The organism is Xanthobacter versatilis (assembly GCF_043193975.1).
Classification (GTDB): Bacteria; Pseudomonadota; Alphaproteobacteria; order Rhizobiales; family Xanthobacteraceae; genus Xanthobacter; species Xanthobacter autotrophicus_E.
Window position 1 is genome coordinate 238,241 of the sequence record NZ_JBAFVB010000006.1, and the last position, 24,577, is coordinate 262,817.

Annotated in this window: 26 protein-coding genes and 1 tRNA gene; 6 read left to right on the forward strand and 21 right to left on the reverse strand. The window is 68.3% G+C overall.

Translation table 11 applies throughout. From position 1 onward, the window contains the following. Nucleotides 1–63: 63 nt before the first annotated feature. The 8 genes from V5F66_RS14020 to V5F66_RS14055 all read right to left on the reverse strand — a co-directional run bounded on the left by V5F66_RS14020 (nt 64) and on the right by V5F66_RS14055 (nt 7,398). Nucleotides 64–243, reverse strand: coding sequence for a Myb-like DNA-binding domain-containing protein (locus tag V5F66_RS14020; RefSeq protein ID WP_394050655.1), 180 nt, complete (start codon nt 241–243; stop codon nt 64–66). A gap of 578 nt (nt 244–821) precedes the next feature. Continuing rightward, a tRNA-Ser gene (locus tag V5F66_RS14025) sits at nt 822–913 on the reverse strand. A gap of 119 nt (nt 914–1,032) precedes the next feature. Continuing rightward, the gene (locus V5F66_RS14030) at nt 1,033–3,108 is read right to left on the reverse strand and encodes a CHAT domain-containing protein (protein WP_394050653.1); all 2,076 of its coding nucleotides are present in this window, start codon (nt 3,106–3,108) and stop codon (nt 1,033–1,035) included. An 82-nt stretch (nt 3,109–3,190) separates the two neighbouring features. Beyond that, entirely contained in the window at nt 3,191–3,901 is a 711-nt protein-coding gene (locus tag V5F66_RS14035) for a glutathione S-transferase N-terminal domain-containing protein (protein ID WP_012115770.1), read from the reverse strand. 158 nt (nt 3,902–4,059) lie between these two features. Next, entirely contained in the window at nt 4,060–4,560 is a 501-nt protein-coding gene (locus V5F66_RS14040) for a GNAT family N-acetyltransferase (RefSeq protein ID WP_394094068.1), read from the reverse strand. Continuing rightward, the gene (locus tag V5F66_RS14045) at nt 4,551–6,071 is read right to left on the reverse strand and encodes an ArnT family glycosyltransferase (protein WP_394094069.1); all 1,521 of its coding nucleotides are present in this window, start codon (nt 6,069–6,071) and stop codon (nt 4,551–4,553) included. The genes V5F66_RS14040 and V5F66_RS14045 overlap by 10 nt, the downstream gene beginning before the upstream one ends. Nucleotides 6,072–6,260: 189 nt before the next feature. After that, nucleotides 6,261–6,551: an acylphosphatase gene (locus tag V5F66_RS14050; RefSeq protein WP_394050647.1), complete on the reverse strand. Its 291-nt coding sequence runs from the start codon at nt 6,549–6,551 to the stop codon at nt 6,261–6,263. A gap of 25 nt (nt 6,552–6,576) precedes the next feature. Continuing rightward, entirely contained in the window at nt 6,577–7,398 is an 822-nt protein-coding gene (locus V5F66_RS14055; protein ID WP_012115766.1) for a cell envelope integrity EipB family protein, read from the reverse strand. A gap of 140 nt (nt 7,399–7,538) precedes the next feature. Here V5F66_RS14055 and V5F66_RS14060 point away from each other — a divergent pair, with 140 nt between their 5' ends. From V5F66_RS14060 to V5F66_RS14075, 4 genes are all read left to right on the forward strand, one after another. Then, on the forward strand, nt 7,539–8,003 hold the full coding sequence (locus V5F66_RS14060; RefSeq protein ID WP_012115765.1) for a RidA family protein: 465 nt from the start codon (nt 7,539–7,541) through the stop codon (nt 8,001–8,003). Nucleotides 8,004–8,025: 22 nt separating this feature from the next. Continuing rightward, nucleotides 8,026–8,766, forward strand: coding sequence for a glycerophosphodiester phosphodiesterase family protein (locus V5F66_RS14065; RefSeq protein ID WP_394094070.1), 741 nt, complete (start codon nt 8,026–8,028; stop codon nt 8,764–8,766). A 122-nt stretch (nt 8,767–8,888) separates the two neighbouring features. Continuing rightward, entirely contained in the window at nt 8,889–10,061 is a 1,173-nt protein-coding gene (locus tag V5F66_RS14070; protein WP_394094071.1) for a GNAT family N-acetyltransferase, read from the forward strand. A 105-nt stretch (nt 10,062–10,166) separates the two neighbouring features. After that, the gene (locus V5F66_RS14075; RefSeq protein WP_012115762.1) at nt 10,167–10,937 is read left to right on the forward strand and encodes a proteasome-type protease; all 771 of its coding nucleotides are present in this window, start codon (nt 10,167–10,169) and stop codon (nt 10,935–10,937) included. Between the two features lie 114 nt (nt 10,938–11,051). Here the strand turns inward: V5F66_RS14075 and V5F66_RS14080 are convergent, their stop codons facing one another. The 5 genes from V5F66_RS14080 to V5F66_RS14100 form a co-directional block, all read right to left on the reverse strand. Next, nucleotides 11,052–11,510, reverse strand: a complete 459-nt coding sequence (locus V5F66_RS14080) for a peptidylprolyl isomerase (RefSeq protein ID WP_012115761.1) — start codon at nt 11,508–11,510, stop codon at nt 11,052–11,054. A 126-nt stretch (nt 11,511–11,636) separates the two neighbouring features. Beyond that, complete coding sequence (locus V5F66_RS14085) at nt 11,637–12,197, reverse strand: peptidylprolyl isomerase (protein ID WP_012115760.1); 561 nt, start codon at nt 12,195–12,197, stop codon at nt 11,637–11,639. A 46-nt stretch (nt 12,198–12,243) separates the two neighbouring features. After that, nucleotides 12,244–12,753, reverse strand: coding sequence for a pantetheine-phosphate adenylyltransferase (coaD, locus tag V5F66_RS14090; protein WP_394094072.1), 510 nt, complete (start codon nt 12,751–12,753; stop codon nt 12,244–12,246). A gap of 149 nt (nt 12,754–12,902) precedes the next feature. Further along, a complete protein-coding gene (locus V5F66_RS14095; RefSeq protein ID WP_012115758.1) occupies nt 12,903–13,634 on the reverse strand; it encodes a metal-dependent hydrolase in 732 nt (243 codons plus the stop codon). Nucleotides 13,635–13,839: 205 nt separating this feature from the next. Then, nucleotides 13,840–14,571: a cytochrome c biogenesis CcdA family protein gene (locus V5F66_RS14100; protein ID WP_012115757.1), complete on the reverse strand. Its 732-nt coding sequence runs from the start codon at nt 14,569–14,571 to the stop codon at nt 13,840–13,842. 212 nt (nt 14,572–14,783) lie between these two features. Between V5F66_RS14100 and V5F66_RS14105 the strand changes: the two genes are divergently transcribed. Beyond that, nucleotides 14,784–15,794, forward strand: a complete 1,011-nt coding sequence (locus V5F66_RS14105) for a YcjF family protein (protein WP_012115756.1) — start codon at nt 14,784–14,786, stop codon at nt 15,792–15,794. Here the strand turns inward: V5F66_RS14105 and V5F66_RS14110 are convergent. From V5F66_RS14110 to V5F66_RS14125, 4 genes are all read right to left on the reverse strand, one after another. Further along, complete coding sequence (locus V5F66_RS14110; RefSeq protein ID WP_012115755.1) at nt 15,780–16,358, reverse strand: hypothetical protein; 579 nt, start codon at nt 16,356–16,358, stop codon at nt 15,780–15,782. The two genes, V5F66_RS14105 and V5F66_RS14110, sit on opposite strands and share 15 nt — an antisense overlap. Next, nucleotides 16,355–17,527, reverse strand: a complete 1,173-nt coding sequence (locus V5F66_RS14115; protein WP_012115754.1) for a vWA domain-containing protein — start codon at nt 17,525–17,527, stop codon at nt 16,355–16,357. The genes V5F66_RS14110 and V5F66_RS14115 overlap by 4 nt, the downstream gene beginning before the upstream one ends. Nucleotides 17,528–17,726: 199 nt before the next feature. Then, nucleotides 17,727–18,917, reverse strand: coding sequence for a polysaccharide biosynthesis/export family protein (locus V5F66_RS14120; protein WP_012115753.1), 1,191 nt, complete (start codon nt 18,915–18,917; stop codon nt 17,727–17,729). Between the two features lie 230 nt (nt 18,918–19,147). After that, nucleotides 19,148–19,903, reverse strand: a complete 756-nt coding sequence (locus V5F66_RS14125) for a metallophosphoesterase (protein WP_394000334.1) — start codon at nt 19,901–19,903, stop codon at nt 19,148–19,150. Nucleotides 19,904–20,271: 368 nt separating this feature from the next. On the opposite strand from V5F66_RS14125, the gene cbiB reads away from it, so the two are divergent. After that, on the forward strand, nt 20,272–21,243 hold the full coding sequence (cbiB, locus tag V5F66_RS14130; protein ID WP_394094073.1) for an adenosylcobinamide-phosphate synthase CbiB: 972 nt from the start codon (nt 20,272–20,274) through the stop codon (nt 21,241–21,243). On the opposite strand, the gene V5F66_RS14135 is transcribed toward cbiB, so the two are convergent. From V5F66_RS14135 to V5F66_RS14150, 4 genes are read right to left on the reverse strand one after another with little or no spacing between them, the layout of a single operon-like run. Further along, nucleotides 21,227–22,693 carry a cobyric acid synthase gene (locus V5F66_RS14135; RefSeq protein ID WP_394094074.1) on the reverse strand — a complete coding sequence of 489 codons (1,467 nt, stop codon included), beginning with the start codon at nt 22,691–22,693 and terminating at the stop codon, nt 21,227–21,229. The genes cbiB and V5F66_RS14135 overlap by 17 nt on opposite strands. 4 nt (nt 22,694–22,697) lie before the next feature. Next, nucleotides 22,698–23,330 (reverse strand): cob(I)yrinic acid a,c-diamide adenosyltransferase, encoded by a 633-nt coding sequence (gene cobO / locus V5F66_RS14140; protein WP_394094075.1) that lies wholly within the window; start codon nt 23,328–23,330, stop codon nt 22,698–22,700. Further along, complete coding sequence (gene cobU, locus V5F66_RS14145) at nt 23,327–23,848, reverse strand: bifunctional adenosylcobinamide kinase/adenosylcobinamide-phosphate guanylyltransferase (RefSeq protein ID WP_394094076.1); 522 nt, start codon at nt 23,846–23,848, stop codon at nt 23,327–23,329. The genes cobO and cobU overlap by 4 nt, the downstream gene beginning before the upstream one ends. Then, the gene (locus V5F66_RS14150; protein WP_394094077.1) at nt 23,845–24,573 is read right to left on the reverse strand and encodes a CbtA family protein; all 729 of its coding nucleotides are present in this window, start codon (nt 24,571–24,573) and stop codon (nt 23,845–23,847) included. The genes cobU and V5F66_RS14150 overlap by 4 nt, the downstream gene beginning before the upstream one ends. Nucleotides 24,574–24,577 lie beyond the last annotated feature (4 nt).

Here is a 24,577-nt window from a genome sequence, read left to right on the forward strand (position 1 = left end):
GTCGGTTTGGCACACGGCAAGCCACGCCTGGGCGCGTAGCCGGGGCCGGACCGTCAGCCGAACCTAACGGAGCTTGGCGATCCCGATGCCATCGATTTTGGCGCGGTCTTTGATGGACTCCTCGCTACGCGTCATTGCTTTCGAAATGGCTTTGAGTGCCATGCCCTTCTTGGCGAGCAATTTGAGCTTGTCGATTTCCTCATGCGTCCAGGGCTGGCGGTGCCGTTCAAATCGCTCGGCCATGATCTGCTCCTCCTCTGCCGGAATGGCATTGGCCCAATCTATATCAGGGATGGCGCCGGGCAGGCGGACGCATGAGATCGTGCAGGCAACATGAGCCCACTGCGCGCAAGCACGAGAAGCAGCCGGAGCAGTTCGTAGTGGTATTCGACGCCATCAGGCGGCTCGCCCGCGACGTCCGCCCCCCTCTCCACCTGCGCGGCGCCATCCATACCACAGGCGCCCAGATGGACTGCCTCGAACATTCGGCCGCGATCAACGCCACACTCAAAGCCGACATCGTACGCCTCGACCGTCGTGGCCGATGAGCGCCGAATCGCCAAATTGGAGAAAGTCCGACTGATCGCCGCCGAGCGGCTGAACAAGAAGCCCGGGCCGAAGCGATCCTTCGACGAAACGTTCGAACTCGCCTGCGGATCTGTCTCAAGCTCTTGAAACTTATGAGAAATCCAGCCCCTAAACACACGGCGAATAGCGCTGAAACTGGCCTTTGCCGAGCGTCTCGCCTATGGCCGGAACGAACCCCGAAAACCGCCTTTCCGTTCAAGCTGTTAACGGACCTTGAGACGGCAGATGCAGGATGGCGGAGACGGAGGGATTCGAACCCTCGAGACCCTTTTGGGGGTCTGCTCATTTAGCAAACGAGTGCCTTCAGCCTCTCGGCCACGTCTCCAGCACGTCTCCCTATGCCGAACCGCCGCGGCCTTTGCAAGGCGTCCGGCGTGGTATCCCGCCGGAAATGTGACGCCGACGCGAATGATTGGGCACCGGGGCAGGACAGCCGGGAGGCGATCAGCGCATCGCGGCACGCTGGGCAGAGGCGCTTGCGGCAACGCTTGTCGCGAGGTTTGGCGCGACATCGGACCAGTCGTCGGCGCGCTCCGCGCGGACAAGCGCGAGCGATGGGTAGAAGGCACTGGTGCCTGCGTCCTTACCCCAGCACCAGTGCGGAACCGGGCCGACGGCGACAAGACCAGGACGCCCCCGGGCCCCGGCGAGATGGGCCACGGGCCCCTCCCCCGTCACCACAAGATCCAGATGCTGGATCAGGGCCGCCGTATCGATCAGGGTGCCGTCCCCGTCCCAGCCGGGTCCAAGACGCGCCACTTGCGCGCCGAACCCGGTGGCAGCCAGTTCGGCTTCCGCCTCCGGCCGCGTTTCGAGACTGACCAGCGCGATCCCGTCCAGCGAGGCCAGGGCGGCGAAAGCGGCCAGCAGGGTGCGATCGCCATTCCAGGCGATGCCCACCGCGAAGCCGTCCGGCCGCATGTCCCGCCAGCGGGCGATGCGCGCGGGATCGGCCAGGAGATAGGGCGCCTGCGGCCAGCCTCCCGGATCCGGCGCCATGAGGCGCGGCAGGCTGGCGAGGGGCGTCCAGCGCAGGCCCGCGTCGCGCACATCCACGCCGGCGAGGTCGCTGGCCACGGGAATGCGCGCGTCAATGCGCGACAGCAGAGGCACGTCTGTGGCCTGCGCCAGCAATCGCGCGGGAATTCTCCGATCCCCCAAAAGCCGCAGCAGGCGGCCGAACAGGATCAGGTCGGCAAGGCCCCCCTCCGCCGTCACGATCAGCGCGGACGGCTTCTCCACCCCATCCCAGTGCGGCAGCGGCAGCGGCTTCTGCGCGGTCTCGGCATCCGACGCGGCGGCCTCCAGGCCGTCCCAGCCCTCCTGCCAGCGCCCTGCAGCGAGTGCATCGACGGCGCGTTGGCGAAGCGCCTGCGGCGTCAGGCTCTCACCGCGGACCTCTCCCGGCGAAAGGCCCGGCTGCGGCTCTGGCGAGGCGGCTTCCGCCGGGAGGCTCCCGGTGTCAGGTTGGCGCTCGTCCAGAAGCAGATCCCGTTCGGCCGTGGCCACGGCCGGCGGGCCGGGATCGCATGCCGGAGGCTCTGTGACAGGGATGGAGGACGCAATCGCGGGAGAAGGCTCGGCTGTTTCTGCGGCGGCCGTGGCGGGAGCGGCGGCCTTTTGGGGCGCTTCGAGATTGCCCGGATCAGTGGGCGCGCGCGACACCTCAGCGGGCTCCGGCCCCGCCAGCGGCAGGCCGGCATCGGGCGCTGCCGCCGGCACGCTCACAGGCGCGGACATCTCCCCATCGCCCAGGTCGCGCTCGATGCTTGCCAGCGCCACCTGAAAGGCGGGGCGGTCGGGAGCGGTGGCCAGGGCGATGCGGTAGGCTTCCCGCGCGGCGGAAAGATCTCCGGCCGCCTGGAACGTCTGGCCGATGAGAAAATGGGCGTCCGCCAGATCGGGCTTGAGCTGCAGGGCGGCGAATGCCGCCTCTGCCGCCTCGGTGCTACGGCCGAACTCGTGCAGCAACGCGCCCTTGGCGAGGAAATGGGCCGGCTCCCAGGGCTGGAGCTCGGCGAGCCGCGTGAAATCGGCCAGCGCTTCGACGGACTGGCCCAGGCGTACCCGCACCTGGGCCCGGTTGGCGAGGACTTCCACGGCGCGGGGATCGAGGGCGAGCGCCATGTCGAAGCAGGCCAGCGCCTCCACGTTGCGCCCGAGATTGGCGTGCATGTTGCCAGCCAGATAGCGCGCCTCCACGAGGCCCGGATCGAGCCTGGCCGCCGCCTCGAAGGCTTTCAGCGCCCGCTCCCACTTGTGCTCGGCCTGAAGCGTGGCACCGAGCAGCACGTGGGCATGGGGGTTCTTGGAATGGCCATGCTTGGCCCGGCGGGCCGCCGCGTGGGCGTCCTTGATCCGTCCGGCCTGCAGATGGGCGAACACGATCAGGCGTTCCACCTCGAACACGCCAGGCCGCGCCTTCAGGAGGCCCTGGTAGACCTCCAGCGCCTCGTCGACGCGCCCTTCCCGATGCAATGCGGTGGCGCGGGCAAATGCGGCGCGCTCGTCCTCGGCCATGGGCGCTCCTTGCCGCGGAATCAGTCGGAACCACCCTTATAGCATTGCCGGCTCACACGCGGGCTTGATCGCAGACGGGAGATCAGCGGGCGCGCTGGCCAAAGAGGACGCTCTGTGCCTCCTTGTCCCTGGAGAGGTCCACCTTGGCCCGCTCCTCGGCATTTACGGCCAGGCCCCGCTGCACCGCCGGACGTGCCAGGACGCGGCCCAGCCACGCCTTGAAGTGGGGAAACTCCTCGATGTTCTGGCCCTGCCGCTCCCACAGCTTGGCCCAGCCCACGCAGGCGATATCGGCGATGGAATAGTCGCCGGCAAGGTATTCACGGTCCTTCAGGCGGGTGTTCATGACGCCGTAGAGCCGGTGCACCTCGTTGGTGTAGCGCTCAACGGCATAGGGGATCTTCTCCGGCGCGTAGATGCGGAAATGGTGCGCCTGCCCGGCCATGGGGCCAAGGCCACCCATCTGCCAGAACAGCCACTGGTCCACTTCCACCCGGCCGCGCTCGTCGGCGGGATAGAACAGGCCGGTCTTGCGGCCGAGATACTGGAGGATGGCCCCGGATTCGAACACCGAGATGGGCTGCCCGCCCGGCCCGTCCGGATCGATGATAGCCGGCATCTTGTTGTTGGGCGAGATGGCGAGGAAGTCCGGCTTGAACTGGTCGCCCTTGCCGATGTTCACGAGCTTGACCTCGTAGGGCAGCCCGCATTCCTCCAGCATGATGGTGATCTTCCATCCGTTGGGGGTGGGCCAGTAGAAAAGCTCGATCGGCAAAGACTGGACTGCGGCCATGATGCGCTCCCAGAGCCGTCTCCCTCGGATCGTTTGGCGATCCCGAGGTCCGGCGGACTCTCATCTTCGTGTCAGAGGCCGGTCCCGCGGCCGCAGCGTAGAGGTAGACAGGAGCCGGCCTAAGGGCAAGTGGCCCCGCCAAAGCCGGCAGCCACGGGCTAAAGCTCGATCTTGAAGCCCTCGTGGGAATTGGCGAAGCCCAGCCGACGGTAGAATCGGTGGGCGTCGGTGCGGACCTTGTTGGAGGTCAGGGCCAGGCTCCGCGCGCCGGCACGACCGGCCTCGGCCATGGCGAAGCGCACCATGGCCTCGCCGATGCGGCGGCCGCGCACCGCCCCATCCACCTGCACAGCTTCAAGAAAAGCGCGCAGAGCGCCGCGCCCCGGCAGGCTGTGCACGAACACGAGCTGGAACGTGCCCACCACCCGCCCGTCCAGCTCGGCCGCGTAGAGGCGAGCCCGCGGATCGGCGGCGATGGCCTCGAAGGCGGCCCGGTAGTCACCGAGGGCCGACGCATCGCAGGTGTCGCCGTGGCCGCCGAGGGCATCGGCGGCGAACAGGGCGACCAGCGCGGGCAGATCTTCGGGCCGGGCCGGGCGGATCACGATGCCGGCAATTTGGCCGGCAATTTGGCCGCCAACCGGATCGGTCAGCGACACAGCGGGTCGTCCGGAGAGAGGACGGTCATCTGCCAGTCGCTCCAGCGATGGGGGTTCATGGCCGGCGACCACCACTTCACCGCCATCTCGATGGTGTTCTTGTCTGCCGGCGGCAACAGCAGCTTGGGCAGGCCGTTGGCGATGCCGGTGATGCGCGCGCAACCCGTGGTCGGCCGTGACGGCGGACGATACTGATCCTGGTACCAAACGACCACCCGGGCGCCGGGAATGGCGGCGCGCAGGCGCCCGGCGGAGAACCGGTCGTCGGCGACGAGGGTCGGCGACGCGCCGAGGTGGGTCGCCACTCCGAGCTGCATCTTGTACAGCGGCTCGGCCGAGACGCAGCGCCCGCACAGCCGCTGGTCGGGCCACAGGGGCACGGCAACGCGCACCGCCATCACGCCCACCGCAATGGCGGCAAGGACGCCGAGATAAAGCTTCACCCGCGGCCGCCAGCCGCCAAGCCGTTCCAGTTCCGCGAACAGATAGACCGGCAGCAGCAACAGGAAGACGTGGAAATAGCGGTCGCGCAGGTTGGTGGTGCCCACCGTGAAGGTGGTGATGACCGTGACCACGATGCCGAGCACGATCACCGTGCGCAGCACGCGCCGCGCGGCGGCGCGCTCGGGCACATCCGGCTCGGTCCCCTCGCCCCGGTTGTAGGGCAGGAACACCACCGCAATCAGGCCGGCAAGGGGCAGGACATAGCCCGCGATCGCGCCGACAAAGGTGACGAGCACATCGTTCCAGCCCGCGCCGGTGGCGCCGATGGTCTGGGCGGTGGCGCTGGCCACGTTGTGCCCGAAGTGCCAGAGCGCCCAGCCATAGATGCCGAGCGGCACCGCCGCGACGATAAGGCTGATGAGGATGCGCCGGTCGAGGATCACCCGCCGGTAGGTGGGCTCGATGAGGCAGGCGACGATCAGCACGCCCAGGAAGGCGACGAAGCCGAACTTGCCGAGCATGCCCACCGCAATCCACGCGCCGAGCCCGGCGTAAAGGCCGGCTGACGGCTTGCGGGCGAGCGCAATGACCGTGAGGAAGGCGCCGGCAATGGCCACGATCATCACGTTGGAATGGGTGAGGATGCGATGGCTGTGATAGCCGATCACCCAGATCGCCGAGAGCGAGAAGGTGGCCAGCGCCTGCAGCCGCGGCTCGGCAATCACCCGGCGGGCGACGCGATAGACCAGCATGGCGCAGGCGAACAGCAGGGTGTAGCGCAACACCGCGAACGACAGCCGGTCAGTGCCCAGCACCTGCTGGAGGCCCCACAGCAGCCAGTCGAAGAAGGGCGGATTGCGCGGGACGTAGGACAGTTCCAGCGACTGCACGAGATAGCTCTCGATGGCATCGTCCGGATTGACGGCGATCTCGAACACCGTGGCGATGATGGCGTGCAGCACCATGTAGATGCCGAGGATGACCGCAACGCCTTCCTGCCGCGCCCAGAACGGAACGTCGCCGGGCGCTACGGCCTCGGTTTCCCGATGAAGATAACTTGCAGTCACGGGACACTCCTGATGCGCGGGCCTCTATAGCCGCGCCCGCCCGCTGGCGCCACCTTGGGGAAGGGGTGGAGCGAGGATTGCACCCCTCATCGCGGGAATGGATCAGGTACCGCTGGGGAATGGTTACCAGTCGGCAACACCGGCTGCGACGCGGCGCGGGAATCGCAAGGGCCCCCTGCCCCGACCGCCCTAAGGCGTCTCCAGCACGGCGAATCGCTCCCGCCCGCCGGCGGCGAGCGCGGTGTCGGAGACCTCATGCACCAGCATGTCGTCCACCCGCGCCCCGGGAGGTCCGGCGCGGCAGGCGTCCAATATGGCTTCCACCAGCGCGTCCGGACCGGCAAAGACCGCCTCAACCGCCCCGTCGCGGCGGTTGCGCACGAAGCCGGTCAGGCCCCGCGCCTCGGCCGTGCGGGCGCACCAGGCGCGATAGCCGACGCCTTGCACCCGCCCGCGCAGCATCACATGCACGTACCGCATGGGGTCCCCCTGATGAAGCCGGCGGTCAGTTGGCGCAGCCGCCGGGCGCCTTGAGCGCCTCGAAGGTGGACATGGCGCCGACCAGGGCGAACTTGCCGTAATCGATCTTCAGGCTGCCCACGACGCCGTTGTCGTAGAGCTGCATGTTCATCACATAGGCCGGAGCGCGATCCACCCCGCCGGTCTCGAAATAGCTGATGGTGACCGGATAGAAGGTGCGTCCGGTCAGGCTCTCCTTCGCCGGGGCGGCGATGCGGCTCTCGTCGGTGCTGGGGCGGCCCACCACGGCGAGGGTCTCGTAGACCTTGGCCGGGTCGTTGGCACCATCATAGACCTTCGCCTCAAGCACGCTCTCCCCCGCCGCCGCCGCGGCCAACACCCGCTTCACATGCTCTGTGGGCAGCAGGATCTCGCCCTTGAGGTCCAGGGTGCGCGCGTCAGGCTGGGTGACGGTGACCTTCAGGGCATCGCGGCCCTGACGCTCCACACTGGCCTCGATCTTCTCGTCGCCATCATCGCCGGTGGAGCTGGAGGAGAAGCGGTAGGCCTTCGCCGCCCCATCCTCCCACGCCTTGGAGGTCACCGCCTGGCGCAGGGGGCTGCCCTCCCCCGTGGAGGCGAGGCTCTCCTGCCGGGTGAGTGTGGAATAGCCGGCGCAGGCGTCACCGGTGATCTCGTACTGGATCACCCCGTTCATTTCCTCGAGCTGGCCGGAGGGCTTGGAGCCGTCGAGGGAGAGCCGGTAGCTGGCCTTGTGGGGCAGCAGCGGAACCGCTCCCGCCGAGGCCGCGCCGAGGCCGAAGACTGCGAGCACCGCAACGAAGGCGAGGCGCGAGCGAAACTGCATGGTCAAAACTCCTCCTGCGCCGCCCCGAGAGCATGCGCCTGCGCCGCCGTACCAGCTTGCACGGGCGCTGTCGTTCGGCGAAGAGGAAGGCCCAATTGCGCGCACCGTGTGGCAGAGCCCGCACGGGACAGGAGCCTTTCATGACCTCGCCCATCGACGCCAAGCTGGCGGAACTCGGAATCACCCTGCCGACGCCGACGCCACCGCTCGCCAATTATGTCCCCGTGGTGCGCACCGGCAACCTGCTGTTCATCTCCGGCCAGGTTTCCATCGACGGCGCCGGCAAGATCGTGACCGGAAAGCTCGGCGCGGGTGTGGAGATCGAGGCCGGCCGCGAGGCCGCGAAGCTTTGCGCCATCAACATCCTGGCCCAGGTGAAGGCCGCCATCGGCGACCTCGACAAGGTGGTGCGGGTGGTCAAGCTCGTCGCCTTCGTGAACTCCGCACCCGATTTCCTGGACCAGCCCAAGGTGGTGAACGGCTGCTCCGACTTCTTCGTGGAAGTGCTCGGCGACAAGGGCCGCCACGCCCGCTCCGCCGTGGGCGTCGCCGCCCTGCCGTTGGACGCAGCAGTGGAAGTGGACGCCATCGTGGAAGTGGTGTGAGGCCGAACGGCGGGACGCAAGCATGGACGACCTGAGCTGGCTGACGGCGCGTCCGGTCGCCCATCGCGGACTGCACGACGCGGCCCGCGGCATCATCGAGAATGCCGGTGCGGCGATGGATGCCGCCATCGCCGCCGGCTACGCCATCGAGCTGGACCTGCAGGCCAGCGCCGACGGCGAGGCCATGGTGTTCCACGATTTCACCCTCGATCGCCTCACCGACGCCCAAGGCCCGCTGGCCGACCGCCCGGCGGCAGAACTGGGCGCCATCGCCTTCCGTGGCACCGGCGACCTGATCCTCACCCTTCCCCAGTTGCTGGAGCGGGTGGCAGGACGGGTGCCGCTGGTCATCGAGATCAAGAGCACCTTTTCCGGCGACACGAGCCTCGCCGCCCGCGCGGCAGACCTGGTGGCGGCCTACAACGGCCCGGCGGCGCTGATGTCGTTCGATCCGCAGATGCTGGAGGTGGTGCGCGCCCGCGCCCCCGGCGTCGTGCGGGGCATCGTTGCGGAAGGTCGCTACGGGCCGGAGTGGCAGCACATCAGTGCTGCCCGCGGCTTCGTCCTCGCCAATCTGCTCCACTGGCCACGCTCGCGCTTCCAGTTCGTGAACTATCGCGTGGCCGACCTCGACAAGCCGGCCGTGCGCCTGCTCCGTGCCCTGGGCATGCCGGTGCTGACCTGGACGGTACGCACCCCGGACCAGCGCGAGCGCGCCGCGCGCTACGCCGACCAGATCGTGTTCGAGGGCTTCCGGCCTTAGGTCCACACGCGTATCGCGGCCCGGACCAGCGACGGCGTGCGAGGGTTTCTGCCCTTACGTCAGACCGCCTGCGGCGTCCTGTCGCGGTGGGCAGGCTGTGATGCAACGCACAAATTAGGGGGATGCCCGACGCCCGCATTCGCATCCTGCCAGCCCTTACCGAGATCAAGCCGGCCGACTGGGACGCCTGCGCCGCAGGCGGCGCGGCGCGGCCGGAGCCATTCCTGTCCCACGCCTTCCTCTCGGCGCTGGAAAGCTCGGGCTGCGCCGCCGCGCGCACCGGCTGGCTGCCCCAGCATCTGGTGATCGACGGGCCGGACGGCACCCCCTCTGCGGTGATGCCGGCCTATCTGAAATCCCATTCGCGCGGCGAATATGTCTTCGACCAGGGCTGGGCCGACGCCTACAGCCGCGCCGGCGGCGACTATTACCCCAAGGTTCAGGTCTCGGTGCCGTTCACGCCGGTGACCGGCCGCCGCCTGCTGCTGAAGGACCCTGAAGACCCGGTGGGCCGGCCCGCCCTCACCGCCGGGCTCAAGGAGCTGGTACGCCTGCGCGGGGCCTCCTCGGCCCATGTCACCTTCGCCACCCAGGGCGAGTGGGAGGGCCTGTCGCAGCTTGGCTTCCTGCCGCGCACCGACCGCCAGTTCCACTGGACCAATGCCGGCTACGCCACCTACGACGATTTCCTGGCCGAGCTTGCGTCCCGAAAGCGCAAGGCGCTGAAGAAGGAGCGGCGCGAGGCGCTGGCCGACGGCATCACCATCGAGTGGCTGACCGGCGCGGGACTGACCGACGAGGCGCTGGACGCCTTCTTCATGTTCTATCTGGATACCGGCGGCCGCAAGTGGGGCACGCCCTATCTCAACCGCGAGCTGTTCTCCCTGCTGGCCGAGCGCATGCCGCAGGACATCCTGCTGGTAATGGCACGGCGCGACGGGCGCTACATCGGCGGGGCGCTCAACTTCATCGGTGCCGAGACGCTCTATGGGCGCTATTGGGGCGCGGTGGAGCAGCACCCCTTCCTGCATTTCGAAGTCTGCTACCATCAGGCCATCGACTTCGCCATCGCCCGCGGGCTCAAGGTGGTGGAGGCCGGGGCCCAGGGCGAGCACAAGCTGGCGCGCGGCTATCTGCCCGTGACCACCTATTCCGCCCACTACATCGTCCATCCAGGCCTGAGGGCCGCGGTGGCGCAATATCTCGACCGCGAGCGCGCCTATGTGGAGGAGGATGCCGCCGTCCTCACCGAACTCGGCCCCTTCCGCCGCTGCCGGGAGGAAGAGCACGACTGAGGGTAATGGGACACACCTTGCGTCCCTTTTGCCGGCGTATCATCCCGCCGTTGCCCGGCCCCTTGCCCGGTCGCTATAGTCCGCCCGCGAAACCGGGGGTTTGCGATGACGTATTGCTGTGGGGTCCTGGTGCGGGACGGCCTTGTTCTGATTGCCGATACCCGGACCAATGCCGGCCTCGACAACATTTCCACCTTCCGCAAGCTCCACATCTTCGAGGAGCCGGGACACCATGTGCTCGGCCTCGCCACCGCCGGCAACCTGTCGGTGTCCCAATCGGTGGTGAGCCTGCTGCGCGAGGGCGTCGAGGATCACGAGGCGGGCGAGCGCCACCAGTTGCGCGATTGCCGCACCATGTTCCAGGCCGCCCAGTTGGTGGGCACCGCCATCCGACAGGTGCACAAGGTCAATGGCGAGCTGATGGAGCAGAGCGGCATCAGCTTCGAGGTGTCGTTCCTGCTCGGCGGCCAGATCCTCGGTGACTGCCTGCGCCTCTACATGGTCTATTCGGCGGGCAATTTCATCGAATGTACGCCGGACACGCCGTTCCTTCAGATCGGCGAGCACAAATATGGCAAGCCGGTCCTCGACCGCGCCGTGACCTATGAGATGGAAATTTCCGACGCGCTGAAATCCAGCCTTATCTCCATGGATTCCACCATGCGCTCCAACCTCGGCGTGGGCCTGCCCATCGACGTGATGGTGGTGTCGCCGGATACGCTGCGCTCCGAGCTGCTCTACCGCGTCGAGCCGGGGGAGCCCTATTTCCACGACCTGCGCGAGCGCTGGTCGGCGGCGCTGCGCTCCGCCCACGCTTCCATCCCGCGCCCGCCCTATCTGAAGGATGTGCGCACCCGCCGCCTCACGGAGGTGTGACAGGAGCGCTTCGGACATACGATCCGCGGACCCCGGAACGAGAAGGGCGCCCTTGAGGGCGCCCTTCCTTTTTCTCGGCACCGGCTCACGCCGACCCTTATTGCGCCTAGCGGCTCACGCCGCCTTGGGGGCGAGCTTGGCGGAGACGATCTTGTCAGGATCCTTCACCGGCTCGCCGCGCTTGATCTGGTCCACATTCTCCATGCCCGAGACCACCTCGCCCCACACGGTGTACTGGCCGTCGAGGAAGCGGGCGTCGCCAAAGCAGATGAAGAACTGGCTGTCGCCGGAATCGGGGTTCTGCGCGCGCGCCATGGAGCAGGTGCCGCGCACGTGGGGCTGGCGGTTGAACTCGGCCTTCAGCTTCTTGCCCGAGCCGCCCATGCCGGTGCCGGTGGGATCGCCGGTCTGGGCCATGAAGCCGTCGATGACGCGATGGAACGGCACGCCGTCATAAAAACCGGTGGACACCAGTTCCTTGATGCGGGCCACGTGGCCGGGAGCGAGGTCCGGGCGGAACGCGATGGTCACCGGACCCTTGGTGGTCTCCAGAACCAGAACTTCGTCACTCATGGGTGTCATCCTTTCGAGGCGGCGCCGGAGGGCCGGCCGCCGCGTCCGCCCGGCCGTGCCGGGACTCAAGAAAGCCGCACCGATCGGCTGAGCCGACCGGTGCGGCACGCAATCACGTCAACTGCATCACTTGGCGTCCGCCGCCACCTGCATCTTCACGATGCGGTCGGGGCCGGACACCACGCCACCTGCGCCCGAGCCCTTCTTGATCTTGTCCACGAACTCCATGCCCGACACCACCTGGCCCACCACGGTGTACTGGTTGTTCAGGCTGGGGGTCTCGTCGAACATGATGAAGAACTGCGAGTTGGCGCTGTCGGGCGAGGAGGCCCGCGCCATGCCCACCACGCCGCGCTTGAACGGCACCGAGGAGAATTCCGCCGGCAGGTTGGGATACTTGGAGCCGCCGGTGCCGTTGCCGTACTGGCCGTCGCCGGTCTGGGCCATGAAGCCGTCGATGACGCGGTGGAACGGCACGTTGTTGTAGAAGCCCTCGCGGGTCAGGGTCTTCATGCGCTCCACATGCTTGGGCGCAAGGTCCGGCCGCAGCTGGATCACCACGCGGCCATAGGGCGTGTCGAGAAAGAGGGTGTTCTGCGGATCGGGCTTCGTCTGCGCGGCCGCCGGCAGCGCGACGGCGAAGGCGAGCAGGGCTGCGGCGAGGAAGCGGCCCAAAAGACGCGTCATAAAGATCTCCTGCGAACGGCCCCGTTTCGGGGCGGATGGGCGTGCTCTAGCGCGGGAACTTGTCCTTGAGGCGCGCCAGCACTTCGGCCGGCACGAAGGCGGAAACGTCCCCGCCCATGGCCGCGATCTGCCGCACGAGCGTGGCGGTGATGGGGCGCACCCGCGGCGAGGCGGGCAGGAACACGGTCTGGATGGCGGGGGCGAGCACCCCGTTCATGCCCGCCATCTGCATCTCATAATCAAGGTCGGTGCCGTCGCGCAGGCCACGGATGAGCAGCGTCGCGCCGAGCCCCTGGGCAGTGGAGGTGATGAGACCGTCGAAGGTGATGGCCTCCAGCGTCGCATTCTCCTGCGCCGCCACCGGCCCGCAGACCTCGCGCAGCATCTCCAGCCGCTCCTGCGCCGAGAACAGCGGCGCCTTGCCGGGATGGATGCCCACCGCCAGCACCAGCCGGTCGGCGAGGCGGCAGGCGGAGCGCACCACGTCTAGGTGGCCGTTGGTCAACGGATCGAACGAGCCGCCATAGATGGCGGTGCGGGGCGTATGGGCGCTCATGCTGCGCTCGTCATGGCGCTTGACCTCATGGGGGCGTCTTCAGGGGCACCCCACTCCGGGCGCCTCCTCTTGCGGCGGAAGGGGTAGCCGTCCGCACCGCCCGGCGCAACCGCCAAAGGCAGATGCGGCCGGGCGGACGGAACCGCACCTTATGCCGGCGTGATGTTGGCGTCGAACGACCCGCCGGGGCCGGGCACCACCACCTTCACCGGGTGGTCCGCCAGCGCCTGCGCGAAGAAGGAGGCGTCCTGCACCAGGATGGGGAAGGAGCCGTAATGGCACGGCACCACCACTTCCACGCCCGGCAGGAAGCGCTTCACCGCCAGCGCCGCTACGGCGGGGCCCATGGTGAAGCGGTCGCCGATGGGAATGAAGACCACCTTGGGCCGGTGGATCTCGCACATCAACGCCATGTCGGAATAGATGTCGGTGTCGCCCATGTGCCAGACGGTAGGCTCGCCCGGCGCCCGGATGATGAGGCCGGTGGGGTTGCCGAGATATTCGGAGGGGCTGCCCGGCCCACCCGAGGAATGGTCGGCACGCACCATGGTCACGGTGAAGCCGCCGCAATCCAGCGAGCCTCCGGTGTTCATCATCTGCCCGGCATTGCCGGCGCCCTTGGCGGCCAGATAAGCGCAGATCTCGGGATTGGCCACTACCGGCAGGGTCCGGCTGGCATCGGCCGCATCCTCCACCAGGGAGACGGTGTCACCCACATGGTCGGAATGGCCGTGGGTGAGCAGGATGTGCGTCACCCCGCGGGCGGCCTCCTCCACCGTGGAGTTGAAGCTGGGATTGCCGGTGAAGAAGGGATCGATGAGCACCGCCTTGTCCGCAAAGTCGAGGCGGAACGCGGCGTGGCCGAACCAGGTGATCTTCATGGGAAAGGACGCCCCTTGGCTACGCGGAGCACGTGCCGGTCAGCATGCAGGACAGGCTGGCCGGATCACGCGGTCTCCGTCTTGAAGCCTGGCGACGGATCCGGCGCCAGACTCGATCGGGCGCGGAGTATCCCGGAAGGTCCGGCATGGCGCAACGGCGAGGTGGCCTTTCGCCACGCTTGCCGGCGGAAATGGCATGCGCCCGTCACCCCAGCGTCGAGAGCGCCGGGAAGGTCTCGATGAGCCAATAGCTCGCATGGGCAATCCAGCCGGACATGAAGGCGATGCCTGTGAGCACCAGCAGCGCGCCCATGGCCTTCTCCACCACCGGCAGGATCTTGCGCATATGGACGAGGCTTTTCAGGAACGGCCGCACCGCAAACGCCGCCAGCAGGAACGGCACCCCGAGCCCCAGCGAATAGATGGCGAGCAGCCCCGCCCCCTTGGACACCGTCGCCTCCGACCCCGCCACCGCGAGAATCGCGCCCAGCACTGGGCCGAGGCAGGGCGTCCAGCCGAAGGCGAAGGCCAGTCCCATCACGAAGGCGCCCCAGATGCCGGTGGGCTCGTGCACATGGGCGCGCGCGGTACGGTGCAGCAGGTGAATGCGGAACACGCCGAGGAAGTTCAGCCCCATCACGATGATGGCGAGGCCGGCGATGATGGAGAGCACGTCGAGATGCGCCCGCAGCAGGTCGCCGATGGCCGAGGCCCCCGCCCCCAGCATCACGAACACCACGCTGAAGCCGGCCACGAACAGCACGGCCCCCACCATGGCCCGGCGCCCCACCTCCTTCACCGGCTCGTCGCCGGCGAGGTCATCCAGCGTGCTGCCGCCGAGAAAGCACAAATAGGGCGGCACCAAAGGCAGCACGCAAGGGGAAACGAAGCTCACGAGGCCGGCGAGAAAGGCGGCGGGCAGGGTCACGTCGGCCATGGGTCTTCGTCGCAGCTCCTCTGTCGCGCATCCGGTGAGCAGGCGGGCGTCCCGTCGAAGCACCGTCTCGCGTTGCTTTGCCTCATGAGCCGCCGGAGACGTTCGGGCAAGCCACACTTCGCCGCGCTCCCCGCCTTGTGAGCACGGCCGTCATCGCAGGCCGGCGCCGACCGGGGCTTGCAACCGCCACACTTCAAGGACATCTGAAGGGCATGAGCGACGAGCGCACGCCCCCCCGCCGGCCGCAGGTCTTCCGGCTCGACGAAGCCGCCATCACCATGGCGCCGCCGGAGCCGGTGGAGCCCGCCTTTCCCCTTCCCGTTCCGGCGCCCGAGCCGCGCCGCAGCTGGGGCCTGTCGCTGGCCGGCCTGTTCTGGTCGGCGCTGGGCGGCGTGCTGAGCCTGATGGCCTATGTGGGCCTCAGCCAGCTCATCACCGACCTGTTCGCCCGCGCCGAATGGCTCGGCTATGTGGGCCTCGCCTTCACCGCCGCTCTGCTGGCCGCCGCCATCGCCATCGTGGCGCGGGAAGTGGCGGGGATGGCCCGGCTGACCAAGCTCGACACCATCCGTGCCAGTGCTGAAAAGGCCCTCGCGGAGGACGACCGCGCCCTCGCCGAAACCGTGGTGCGCGACGTGTTGCGGCTGTCGGCGGAAACACCTTCGCTGGCTCGCGCCCGTACCGATCTGGAGGGGCACCTCACCGGCATCATCGATGGGGCGGACCTGGTGCGCCTGTCCGAGCGCACCTTGCTGGCGGGCCTCGACTCCCGCGCCCGGCAGATGGTGTCGGACGCGGCGCGCAACGTCTCGGTGGTTACCGCCGTTTCCCCGCGGGCAGCGGTGGACCTTGCCTTCGTGCTCTACAGCGCCGTCACCCTCATGCGCCGCCTCGCCCAGCTTTATGGCGGGCGGCCCGGGACGCTGGGCACCTTCAAGCTGGTCAAGCATGTGCTGGGACATCTTGCCATCACCGGCGGCATGGCGGCCGGCGATACGCTGGTGCAGCAGATCGTGGGCCAGGGGCTGGCAGCGCGGCTGTCCGCCCGCCTCGGCGAAGGGGTGGTGAACGGGCTACTCACGGCGCGGCTGGGGCTTGCCGCCATCGCCGTCACCCGCCCCCTGCCCTTCACCGCCCTGCCCGCGCCGCGCCTCGCGGACGTGGCCGGCGGCCTCCTGCGCAAGGCGGAGGAAGACGAGGCGGCCGCCTCACGCCGGCAATAGGTGCGACGGGATGGCATCCGGCGTGTAGCGCACCGGCCGGTTGCGCCAGATCATCTGGGCCGTGGGCCAGACCACGAACGCCCCCATGGCGGCGAGAAACAGCGCCACGCTCCATTGCTGCTCCCTGAGCGCGAAGCCCAGCACCGTGGCGAGCCCTGCCAGCGCCGCCAGGCCCACCGCCACCATCAGGGCGAACCGCCACGGCGCATAGCCGCCGATGAAGCTGGCGCGACTTCCCGCCGCCGCGAGCGCACCATGTAGCGCCCGGACGAAGGCGGCATAGTCCGCCCCCTGGTCGCGCACGCCGGTAAGCGAGATGCGCGAGGCGGAGCCCGTCTTCAACCTCGTGCCGTCGCGGCCCGACAGCTCGATCTCGAAGCTCGGGTTCGCGAACTTGGCCGGCAGGAAGCGCAGGGTCACGGCCGTGATATCCGCCAGCGCGAGGCGCCCCTCCTTGGGGCCCACTGTGAACTCCAGCACCGGAGGCGTGAGCTGGAGCCGCACGCCGGCGCCGCCGAGGCGGGGAAAGCAGGCATAGGCGGCGCCTCCTGCATCCGCGCTCACGTCAGCTCCCGCATGGCCGCATCGATGCCCTCGACGGTGAGCGGGAACATCCGCCCCTCCATGAGGTGGCGCATGAGACGGATGGATTCCGTATAGCCCCAATGGGGCTCAGGCACCGGATTGAGCCAAGCCGCCTTGGGATAGGTGGTGGTGAGGCGCTCCAGCCAGACCTTGCCCGGCTCGGCATTGTTGTGCTCCACCGAGCCATTGGCATAGGTAATTTCATACGGGCTCATGGACGCATCGCCCACGAAGATCAGCTTGTAGTCGTGCGGGTAGGTGTGCAGCACGTCGAACAGGGGGATGCGCTCGGTGGCGCGCCGGGCGTTGGATTTCCACACGCCCTCATAGACGCAGTTGTGAAAGTAGAAGTGCTCGAGGTGCTTGAACTCGGCGCGGGCGGCGGAAAACAGCTCCTCCACCTGGGCCACGTGCCAGTCCATGGAGCCGCCCACGTCGAGGAACAGCAGCACCTTCACCGCATTGCGCCGCTCCGGCCGCAGCCGCACGTCGAGCCAGCCCTGGCGGGCAGTCTCGCGGATGGTGCCGTCGAGGTCCAGTTCTTCCGCCGCGCCGATGCGGGCGAACTTGCGCAGCCGGCGCAGCGCCACCTTGATGTTGCGTGTGCCGAGCTCCACCGTGTCGTCGAGGTCCTTGAACTCGCGCTTGTCCCAGACCTTCACGGCGCGGAAGTTCCGGTTGCCGTCCTGGCCGATGCGCACGCCTTCGGGATTGTAGCCATAGGCGCCGAAGGGCGAGGTGCCGCCGGTGCCAATCCATTTCGAGCCGCCCTGGTGGCGCCCCTTTTGCTCCTCCAGCCGCTTCTTCAACGTCTCCAGCAGCTTGTCGAGGCCGCCCAGGGCCTCGATCTGGGCCTTCTCCTCCTCGGTGAGGTGCTTCTCGGTCAGCTTCCTCAGCCAATCCTCGGGGATGGAGTGGCCCTCTTCGCCGAGCGCCCCTTCGAGACCCTTGAAGCAGCGGCCGAAGACCTGGTCGAAGCGGTCGAGGTGGCGCTCGTCCTTCACCAGGCTGGCGCGGGCGAGATAGTAGAAGGCATCCACCTGCCGGCCGGCCACGTCGCGGTCCATGGCCTCCATCAGCGTGAGATATTCACGCACGGAGACCGGCACGCCGCCAGCCTTGAGCGCCTCGAAGAAGGCGATGAACATCCAGGCTCTCTCCCCGCTCCGTGCCATGCACCGGCCCGCCGGCCAGGTTAGCCGCGTGCGATGTCCACCAGCATAGCGGAGAGCGCCAGCCCCGCGCAAAGCCGACGCCCCTCCACGCGGCATCTTCACAACGACAAAGGCCGCGTCCCGGGGGGCGCGGCCTTGGCGTGGAGCGGAGTGCCCCCGTTTGGGGTCAGGCTCAGTTTGCGGTGGAGACCAGGTTGTTGGCGTCCGCGATCTCGCGGGCGGTGGTCGCCCCCAGCAGCACCAGGTTGAGGAACTTCGTCAGCTCCACCGATCCGGCATTGCCGATGTAGATGATGTCCTTGTCGCGCATGGGGACCTTGGTGGACATCAGATAGCCGGTGGGCTCGCGGAAATTGACCGTGTAGATGGTGGGGATCCGCTTGTCCGGAATGTTGGACACGTCCACGCCCATGCGCTCCAGCGTGGTGCGGTTCTCGATGCGGAACAGGAACACCGACTGCGGGTCCGCCTGCTGATCGAGCAGGCCCTCGGCCTTGGCGGCAGCCTCGCTCAGGCTGATGGAGTCGTTGCCGAAGTTGAACTGGCCCTGCTTTCCGGTGGCGCCGAACGCCAGGAAGGTGCGGGGACGGCTGAACACGTAGATGGTGTCATCGGGCTGCAGATAGATGTTGTTGGCGGGCTCGCGGACCAGGCGGTTGAAGCTGATGGTCGCCTCGCGATTGCCACGCTGCAGGGTCACCAGCAGATCATAGCCCTTGGCCTGGGCCAGGCCACCGCGGCTGACGGCGTCGAGAATGCGCTCGCCGGCGGAGGTCAGCGGGAAGCGCAGCGGTGTTTCCACCTCGCCGATCACGGTCACGGCGTTCGACCGCTGGGTCTTCACCGTCACCACGGCCTGGGGCTCGATGGCCCGGTTGCGCAGGCGATCGACGATTTCCTTCTCCACCTGCGACGGCGAAAAGCCCGCGGCCTTGATCTGGCCGGCATAGGGCACCGAGATGAAGCCGTTGGGATCGACCGACTGGTCGGGGATGTCGACGAAGTTGCCGGCGCGCGAAGCCGCTTCCGCCGGAATGAACAGGCCGCCCGAGGACGCCTCGAAGATGGACACGCCCACCACGTCGCCCACGCCGATCTTGACGTTGGGGATGGGCCTGCGGTCGTTGCGGAAGGTGCCGATCAGCCCCTCGCTGTCAGTGGTGGCCAGCACCCGCACCACGTCAATCGTCATGGGCACCAGCTTGTAGCCGACGCCGTCCGTGTCCTGAGACTGCGGGTTGCGCACTTCTGTGCTGTAGGGGCCGGAAGCCGGAAGAAAATTGCAGCCGCCCAGGACTGCAGCGATGGCGACGCAGCCTGCGAAACGTAGGCGGTCGAACCAACTCTTTCGGACGAGCAACACTGGCCAATACCCCCTTACAACGTCGCGTGTGATCCCTACCATGATGGGCCGGGAACGGCCTATCTCTGTCGGCCTGAATCGACTGCGGGCCGGCGCGTTTCCAAGAGTCATGTGGCATCGCAGCAACAAGTGCCGATGCGGGGTTCCATGCGTAAAAGTTAAAATGATACCTCCAAAATTGAGGTATCGGGCTATCGCTCCGCACAGCGCCGCTGGAGACAGTCGGGGAATCAGGTCGTGATATGGAAGCAGTCGGCGCCTTCGAGCACCAGACAGGTCAGATGCCCTGAGGCATAGGCCCCGGTATCGATGTTAATTCGGTTGGGCAATACCTCCGGCACCTTGGTCGGAGTGTGGCCGTGCACGACGCAATGGCCCAGCCAGTCGGGACAATCGAGGAATTCGCGCCGGATCCACATCATGTCCTCGCGGCTCTGCTCCTCCAGCGGGACGCCGGGGCGCAATCCCGCGTGGACGAACAGATAGTCGCCGCAGACGAAATGGCTGGACAGTCGCTTCAGAAACGCCAGATGCGCCGATGACACGGCTGCGCGCCACAGGCTCCAGAGCGTATTCTCGTCCAGGTTGCGCCGGTGACCCACATAGGAGAAGACCGTCTCCAGCCCGCCCATCTTCAGCCAGCGCGCAAACGTCTCCCGCGACAGGAGGGCGTCGATCATCACCGCCTCGTGGTTGCCGCTGATGCACACCGCCTTGCGGCTGGCCTGACGTTCGATCAACGCATCGATGACCGCCGCCGACTGCGGGCCGCGGTCCACATAGTCGCCGAGATAGACCTCGATGCAATCGACGCCCGGATGCACGAGCATGTCCTCGTCGATCGCCGCCTGCAGCCGCTTGAGCAGATCGAGGTGACCGTGGATGTCCCCGACGGCATAGACCCGCTTGTTCGGCGGAAGGCGCGGCACCGGCGGGGCGAACGCGGCTTCAGCCAAAGGATTGGGGCGGAGCTTCAGCATTGCCATGGTCGGGGCTTGACCTTTGCCACTGCGGCACCCCCGTGGGGCACGATCAGGCTAAAAGTCTATCACACGCCCGCCCGCACTGCGAAGAGCCTTTGTTGCAATGCGGTAACGACGTAAAGCAAAACAGCAATCACCTAGGGGCAGCGTTCCCGGTGGGGCACAGGCGGCAGAGGGACGCAAGGGGAATATCTCGACCGGAGCGGGGAGTCCGGCTCTAAGGTCGGGCTAAGGCGCTTTCGCGCGAAGGGGATACCGGCTCGCGTGGAGAACGCGCGTCAAAACGCTCCACACCAAGCACTTGAAACAGCAGGCGCTTGCGGCGTTGGCGCAAGACAGGCACAGGGCACCGTGGCTGCGGGAGGGGCGTGATGGCATTCGATCTGACGGCGCTGGCCGTCCTCCTGGAAGCCCTGCTCGGCTATCCGGCGGGCTTGGTGCGCCGCATTGGCCATCCGGTGATCTGGATCGGCCGGCTGATCGTCCTGCTGGACCATGGCCTCAACCGTCCCGGCTTGACCGCCACGACGCGCAAGGGCCTGGGCGTGGTGGCGGTGGGAGTGATCCTTGTCGCGGCCGCCGTTCCCGCCGCGCTTCTTGAAGCCCTGCTGCGTCCCCTGCCCTTCGGCCTGCTGGTGCTGGGCCTGATCGGCTCGACGCTCATCGCCCAGCGCTCGCTGCACTGGCATGTGGCACGGGTGGCCGAGGCGCTGGAAGGCGGCAGTCTGGAGGCGGCACGAACTGCCGTGAGCCACATCGTCGGGCGCGACCCGCAGACCTTGGATGAGGCCGGCGTCGCCCGCGCCGCCATCGAGAGCCTCGCCGAGAATTTCTCCGACGGCGTGGTGGCTCCCACACTGTGGATGTGTGTGGGCGGGCTGGCCGGTGGCGCCGCCTACAAGGCGCTCAACACCGCCGACAGCATGATCGGCCATCTCACCGAGCGCCACGCCGCCTTCGGCTGGGCCGCCGCCCGCACCGACGATTATGTGAACCTGCCCGCCTCGCGCCTCGCCGGCATGCTGCTGATTGCAGCCGCCGCCCTCACCCCCGGCGCCGATGCCCGCGCCGCCCACCGCGCCATGCTGCGCGACGCGCCGCGCCACCGCTCGCCCAATGCCGGCTGGTCGGAGGCGGCCATGGCCGGCGCGCTGGGGCTGAAGCTGAACGGCCCCAAGGTCTATGCCGGCGTCTTCACCGAGGACGCCTACATGGGCGACGGGCGACGGGAGGCAACGGCGAAGGACGTGCGCGCGGCGCTGCGACTCTATCGGCGGGCCGATGCGCTGATGGTGCTGCTGGTGCTCGCGGGCGCGGCGGCCCCCTTCATCTGGCGAGGCTGAACAGCAGGTCGAGGTCGAGATGGGCGGCGAGGTGCGCGGCGAGGCGATCCAGCGTCTCGTCCACCCCCTGCTCATAGGCCGCCTGCGACGGGGCCCCGCCGAGCGCACGGAGCAGCCCGCTGCGGAAGGCATCGGAGGCGAACAGGCCGTGCACATAGGTGCCGCTGACCCGACCGGAAGCGGATCGGGCGCCGTCCTGCCGCCCATCGGAGAGCACGGCGAAGGGCGTTTCCGCATCCGCGCCGGCGGTGACGCCCATGTGCATCTCGTAGCCGGAGAACGGCGCGGCGACGGCAGGATCCAGCGCCACGCCTTCCACCTCCACCAGTCGCTTTTCCGGCGACAGCACGGTGTGGACCTTGAGCAGGCCGAGGCCCCGGGCGATCTTCGATTCGCCCTCGATACCGTCGGGATCGGCGATGGTCTCGCCCAGCATCTGGTAGCCGCCGCACAGGCCCATCACATGGCCGCCACGCCGGGCAAAGGCGAGGATGTCGTGGTGAAGCCCCTCGGCCTTGAGCGCTGCAAGGTCCGCAATGGTGGCCTTCGAGCCGATAAGCAGCACCAGGTCCGTATCCACCGGCAGCGTCTCATGAGGGCGGATGCGGCGGACCTCCACGGAGGGCTCGGCGTCCAGCGGGTTGAGATCGTCGAAATTGGAGACGTGGGGCAGGATGGGCACGCAGATCCTGGTCCGAGCCCTCGGCTTGGGAGCGGGCGGGGCAGACAGCGCCAGTGCGTCCTCCGCCGGCAGGCGGATGGCTTCGGAGAAATGCGGCACCAGCCCCAGCGCCGCCCAGCCGGTCTGGCGGGCGATCAGCTCCATGCCGGTGGCAAACAGGCTCGGGTCGCCCCGGAAGCGGTTGACGACGAAGCCCTTGATGAGCGCGGCATCGGCGGCATCGATCACCGCCTTCGTCCCCACCAGCGACGCGATCACGCCGCCCCGGTCGATATCGCCGATGACCACCACCGGCACGTCCGCCGCGCGGGCAAAGCCCATGTTGGCGATGTCGCCGGTGCGCAAATTGACCTCGGAGGCGCTGCCCGCCCCTTCCACTAGCACCAGGTCGGCCTCGGCCTTCAGGCGGTCGAAGCTGTCCAGCACGAAGGGCAGCAGCGACGGCTTCATGCCCTGGTAGGCCGCCGCCTTGGCGGTGCCGTGGACGCGGCCCTGCACCACCACCTGCGCGCCGGTTTCGCCCTGCGGCTTCAGTAGCACCGGGTTCATATGGACGCTGAGGGGCACCCGCGCCGCCCGCGCCTGCAGCGCCTGCGCCCGGCCGATCTCGCCGCCGTCAGCCGTGACGGCGGCATTGTTGGACATGTTCTGTGGCTTGAACGGGCGCACCTTCAGCCCGCGCAGGGTGAAGGCACGCGCAAGGCCGGCGACGAGGAGCGACTTGCCCACGTCCGACCCGGTGCCCTGGAACATCAGCGCGCGTGCCATCCGATCAGAACTCGATCCCGGCCTGGGCCTTCACGCCGGCCGCAAAATGGTGCTTCACCAGCCCCATCTCGGTGACGAGATCGGCGGCCGCGACCAGCTCCGGCTTGGCATTGCGACCGGTCACCACCACGTGCAGGCCGGGGCGGCGGGCGGCAAGGGTGGACACCACCTCGCCAAGATCGAGATAGTCGTAGCGCAGGGCGATGTTCAGCTCGTCGAGAACGAGGAGGTTGATGGTCTCGTCCGCCATCAGCTCGCGGACCTTGGCGAAGGCGCGGGCGGCGGCGGCGCGGTCACGGGCGAGGTCCTGCGTCTCCCAGGTGAAGCCCTCGCCCATGGTGTGCCAGACCACCCGATCGCCGAACCCGGCGAAGGCCTCCTGCTCGCCGGTCTGCCACGCGCCCTTGATGAACTGCACCACGCCCACCCGCCCACCGCGCCCGAGCATGCGCAGGGCGAGGCCGAAGGCGGCCGTGCTCTTGCCCTTGCCGGGGCCGGTATGGACGATGAGCAGGCCCTTCTCGATGGTCTTTTCCGCCACCTCCTTGTCCTGCACCGCCTTGCGCTTCTCCATCTTGGCGCGATGGCGGGCGGCCTCGGCGTCATCGACGGCGGGGGGAGGAACGGGCTCGCTCACGGCGTCACATCCTTCACGATCAGGGGCAGGCCGGCCACCACCAGCACCACCTGCCGCGCCTGCGCGGCGAGGCGCTGGTTGAGGAGGCCGGCGGCGTCGCGGAACCGCCGGGCCAGCGCGTTGTCCGGCACGATGCCGAAGCCCACCTCGTTGGCGACGCAGACGGTGAGGCCGGGGCGCGCCGCGAGGGCGCTCTCCAGGGCCGCGCCCTCGGCGTCGAGGTCGTGCTCGGCGAGCAGGTGGTTGGTGAGCCAGAGCGTCAGGCAGTCCACCAGCACCGGCTGCTCGGGCGGCAGCGCCTTGAGGGTGCCTGCGAGGTCGAGCGGCGCCTCATGGGTCTGCCATCCCTCCCCGCGCCGGGAGCGATGCAGGGCGATGCGCGCCTCCATCTCGCCGTCGCGGGCCTCGGCGGTGGCGATATAGGCCCAGGGCGCCGGCTGGCGCCGGACCTCGCCTTCAGCGAAGCGGCTCTTGCCGGAGCGCGCGCCACCGAGGACCAGGACGAGGCCGCCGCTCAAGCGGCAGACCGGGTGAAACGCTGCCGCAGCAGCCCTGCCAGCGCGCCAAGCACCGCCCAGAATACGAAGCTCGTGACCACCACCGCTACCACGAAACCGTGGGCGAGGCCGGCGGGCACCGGGCTGTCGTGGCTGTCGGGCTGCGGCGCGCCGATGAGATGCGGCAGCACGATCAGCCCCACGGCCAGCACCGCCAGCGGCAACGACCTTTTGTAGACCAGCAGGGCGATACCTGCGGCGGTGGCCACCGCCGTGCCGATCCACCATGCCTGACGGGCAAACAGATCCGCCGCCGGCATGGCGGGCAGCTCGGGCGGCAGGCTCAGGCTGGGGGCCAGGGTGACCGCGGCGAAGGCGGCGACGCCCCAGGCGAGCCCGTCGCGCCAGCCGGCAAGGCCGCCGGCCACCTCGGAGACCGCCAGCAGCAGCAGAGCGAAGCCCGCCGCGCCTACCACATTGGCGAGGGCGGTGTAGAGCAGGCGCTCGGCGCCGTCGGACGGTGCCCAGGCATCTGCATGATCATGCGGCGCGGCGACAGACTGGCCGGCGGTACCATGATCGTGCGAGCCATGATCATGGGAGGCAGGCGCAGGCGCCGCCTCCTCATAGGCCTCGGCCTTCAGGATGAGAGGGGTGGTCGCCGCGTGCTGCAGCCCGGTCATCAGGAGACCGGCCAATAGCCCGCTAAGCGCCGCCGCGAAGACGAGGGCGCGAAAGATCGCCATGGCT

Coding starts and splice junctions, on each gene's coding strand:
- V5F66_RS14050 (WP_394050647.1), bottom strand. CDS start 6,551: ATGCGGTACGTGCATGTGATGCTGCGCGGGCGGGTGCAAGGCGTCGGC.
- V5F66_RS14125 (WP_394000334.1), bottom strand. CDS start 19,903: ATGGCAATGCTGAAGCTCCGCCCCAATCCTTTGGCTGAAGCCGCGTTC.
- V5F66_RS14055 (WP_012115766.1), bottom strand. CDS start 7,398: ATGCAGTTTCGCTCGCGCCTCGCCTTCGTTGCGGTGCTCGCAGTCTTC.
- V5F66_RS14150 (WP_394094077.1), bottom strand. CDS start 24,573: ATGGCGATCTTTCGCGCCCTCGTCTTCGCGGCGGCGCTTAGCGGGCTA.
- V5F66_RS14070 (WP_394094071.1), top strand. CDS start 8,889: ATGCCCGACGCCCGCATTCGCATCCTGCCAGCCCTTACCGAGATCAAG.
- V5F66_RS14065 (WP_394094070.1), top strand. CDS start 8,026: ATGGACGACCTGAGCTGGCTGACGGCGCGTCCGGTCGCCCATCGCGGA.
- V5F66_RS14135 (WP_394094074.1), bottom strand. CDS start 22,693: ATGGCACGCGCGCTGATGTTCCAGGGCACCGGGTCGGACGTGGGCAAG.
- cbiB (WP_394094073.1), top strand. CDS start 20,272: ATGGCATTCGATCTGACGGCGCTGGCCGTCCTCCTGGAAGCCCTGCTC.
- V5F66_RS14115 (WP_012115754.1), bottom strand. CDS start 17,527: ATGTTCATCGCCTTCTTCGAGGCGCTCAAGGCTGGCGGCGTGCCGGTC.
- V5F66_RS14060 (WP_012115765.1), top strand. CDS start 7,539: ATGACCTCGCCCATCGACGCCAAGCTGGCGGAACTCGGAATCACCCTG.
- V5F66_RS14035 (WP_012115770.1), bottom strand. CDS start 3,901: ATGGCCGCAGTCCAGTCTTTGCCGATCGAGCTTTTCTACTGGCCCACC.
- V5F66_RS14075 (WP_012115762.1), top strand. CDS start 10,167: ATGACGTATTGCTGTGGGGTCCTGGTGCGGGACGGCCTTGTTCTGATT.
- V5F66_RS14030 (WP_394050653.1), bottom strand. CDS start 3,108: ATGGCCGAGGACGAGCGCGCCGCATTTGCCCGCGCCACCGCATTGCAT.
- V5F66_RS14085 (WP_012115760.1), bottom strand. CDS start 12,197: ATGACGCGTCTTTTGGGCCGCTTCCTCGCCGCAGCCCTGCTCGCCTTC.
- V5F66_RS14080 (WP_012115761.1), bottom strand. CDS start 11,510: ATGAGTGACGAAGTTCTGGTTCTGGAGACCACCAAGGGTCCGGTGACC.
- V5F66_RS14095 (WP_012115758.1), bottom strand. CDS start 13,634: ATGAAGATCACCTGGTTCGGCCACGCCGCGTTCCGCCTCGACTTTGCG.
- V5F66_RS14020 (WP_394050655.1), bottom strand. CDS start 243: ATGGCCGAGCGATTTGAACGGCACCGCCAGCCCTGGACGCATGAGGAA.
- V5F66_RS14100 (WP_012115757.1), bottom strand. CDS start 14,571: ATGGCCGACGTGACCCTGCCCGCCGCCTTTCTCGCCGGCCTCGTGAGC.
- coaD (WP_394094072.1), bottom strand. CDS start 12,753: ATGAGCGCCCATACGCCCCGCACCGCCATCTATGGCGGCTCGTTCGAT.
- V5F66_RS14105 (WP_012115756.1), top strand. CDS start 14,784: ATGAGCGACGAGCGCACGCCCCCCCGCCGGCCGCAGGTCTTCCGGCTC.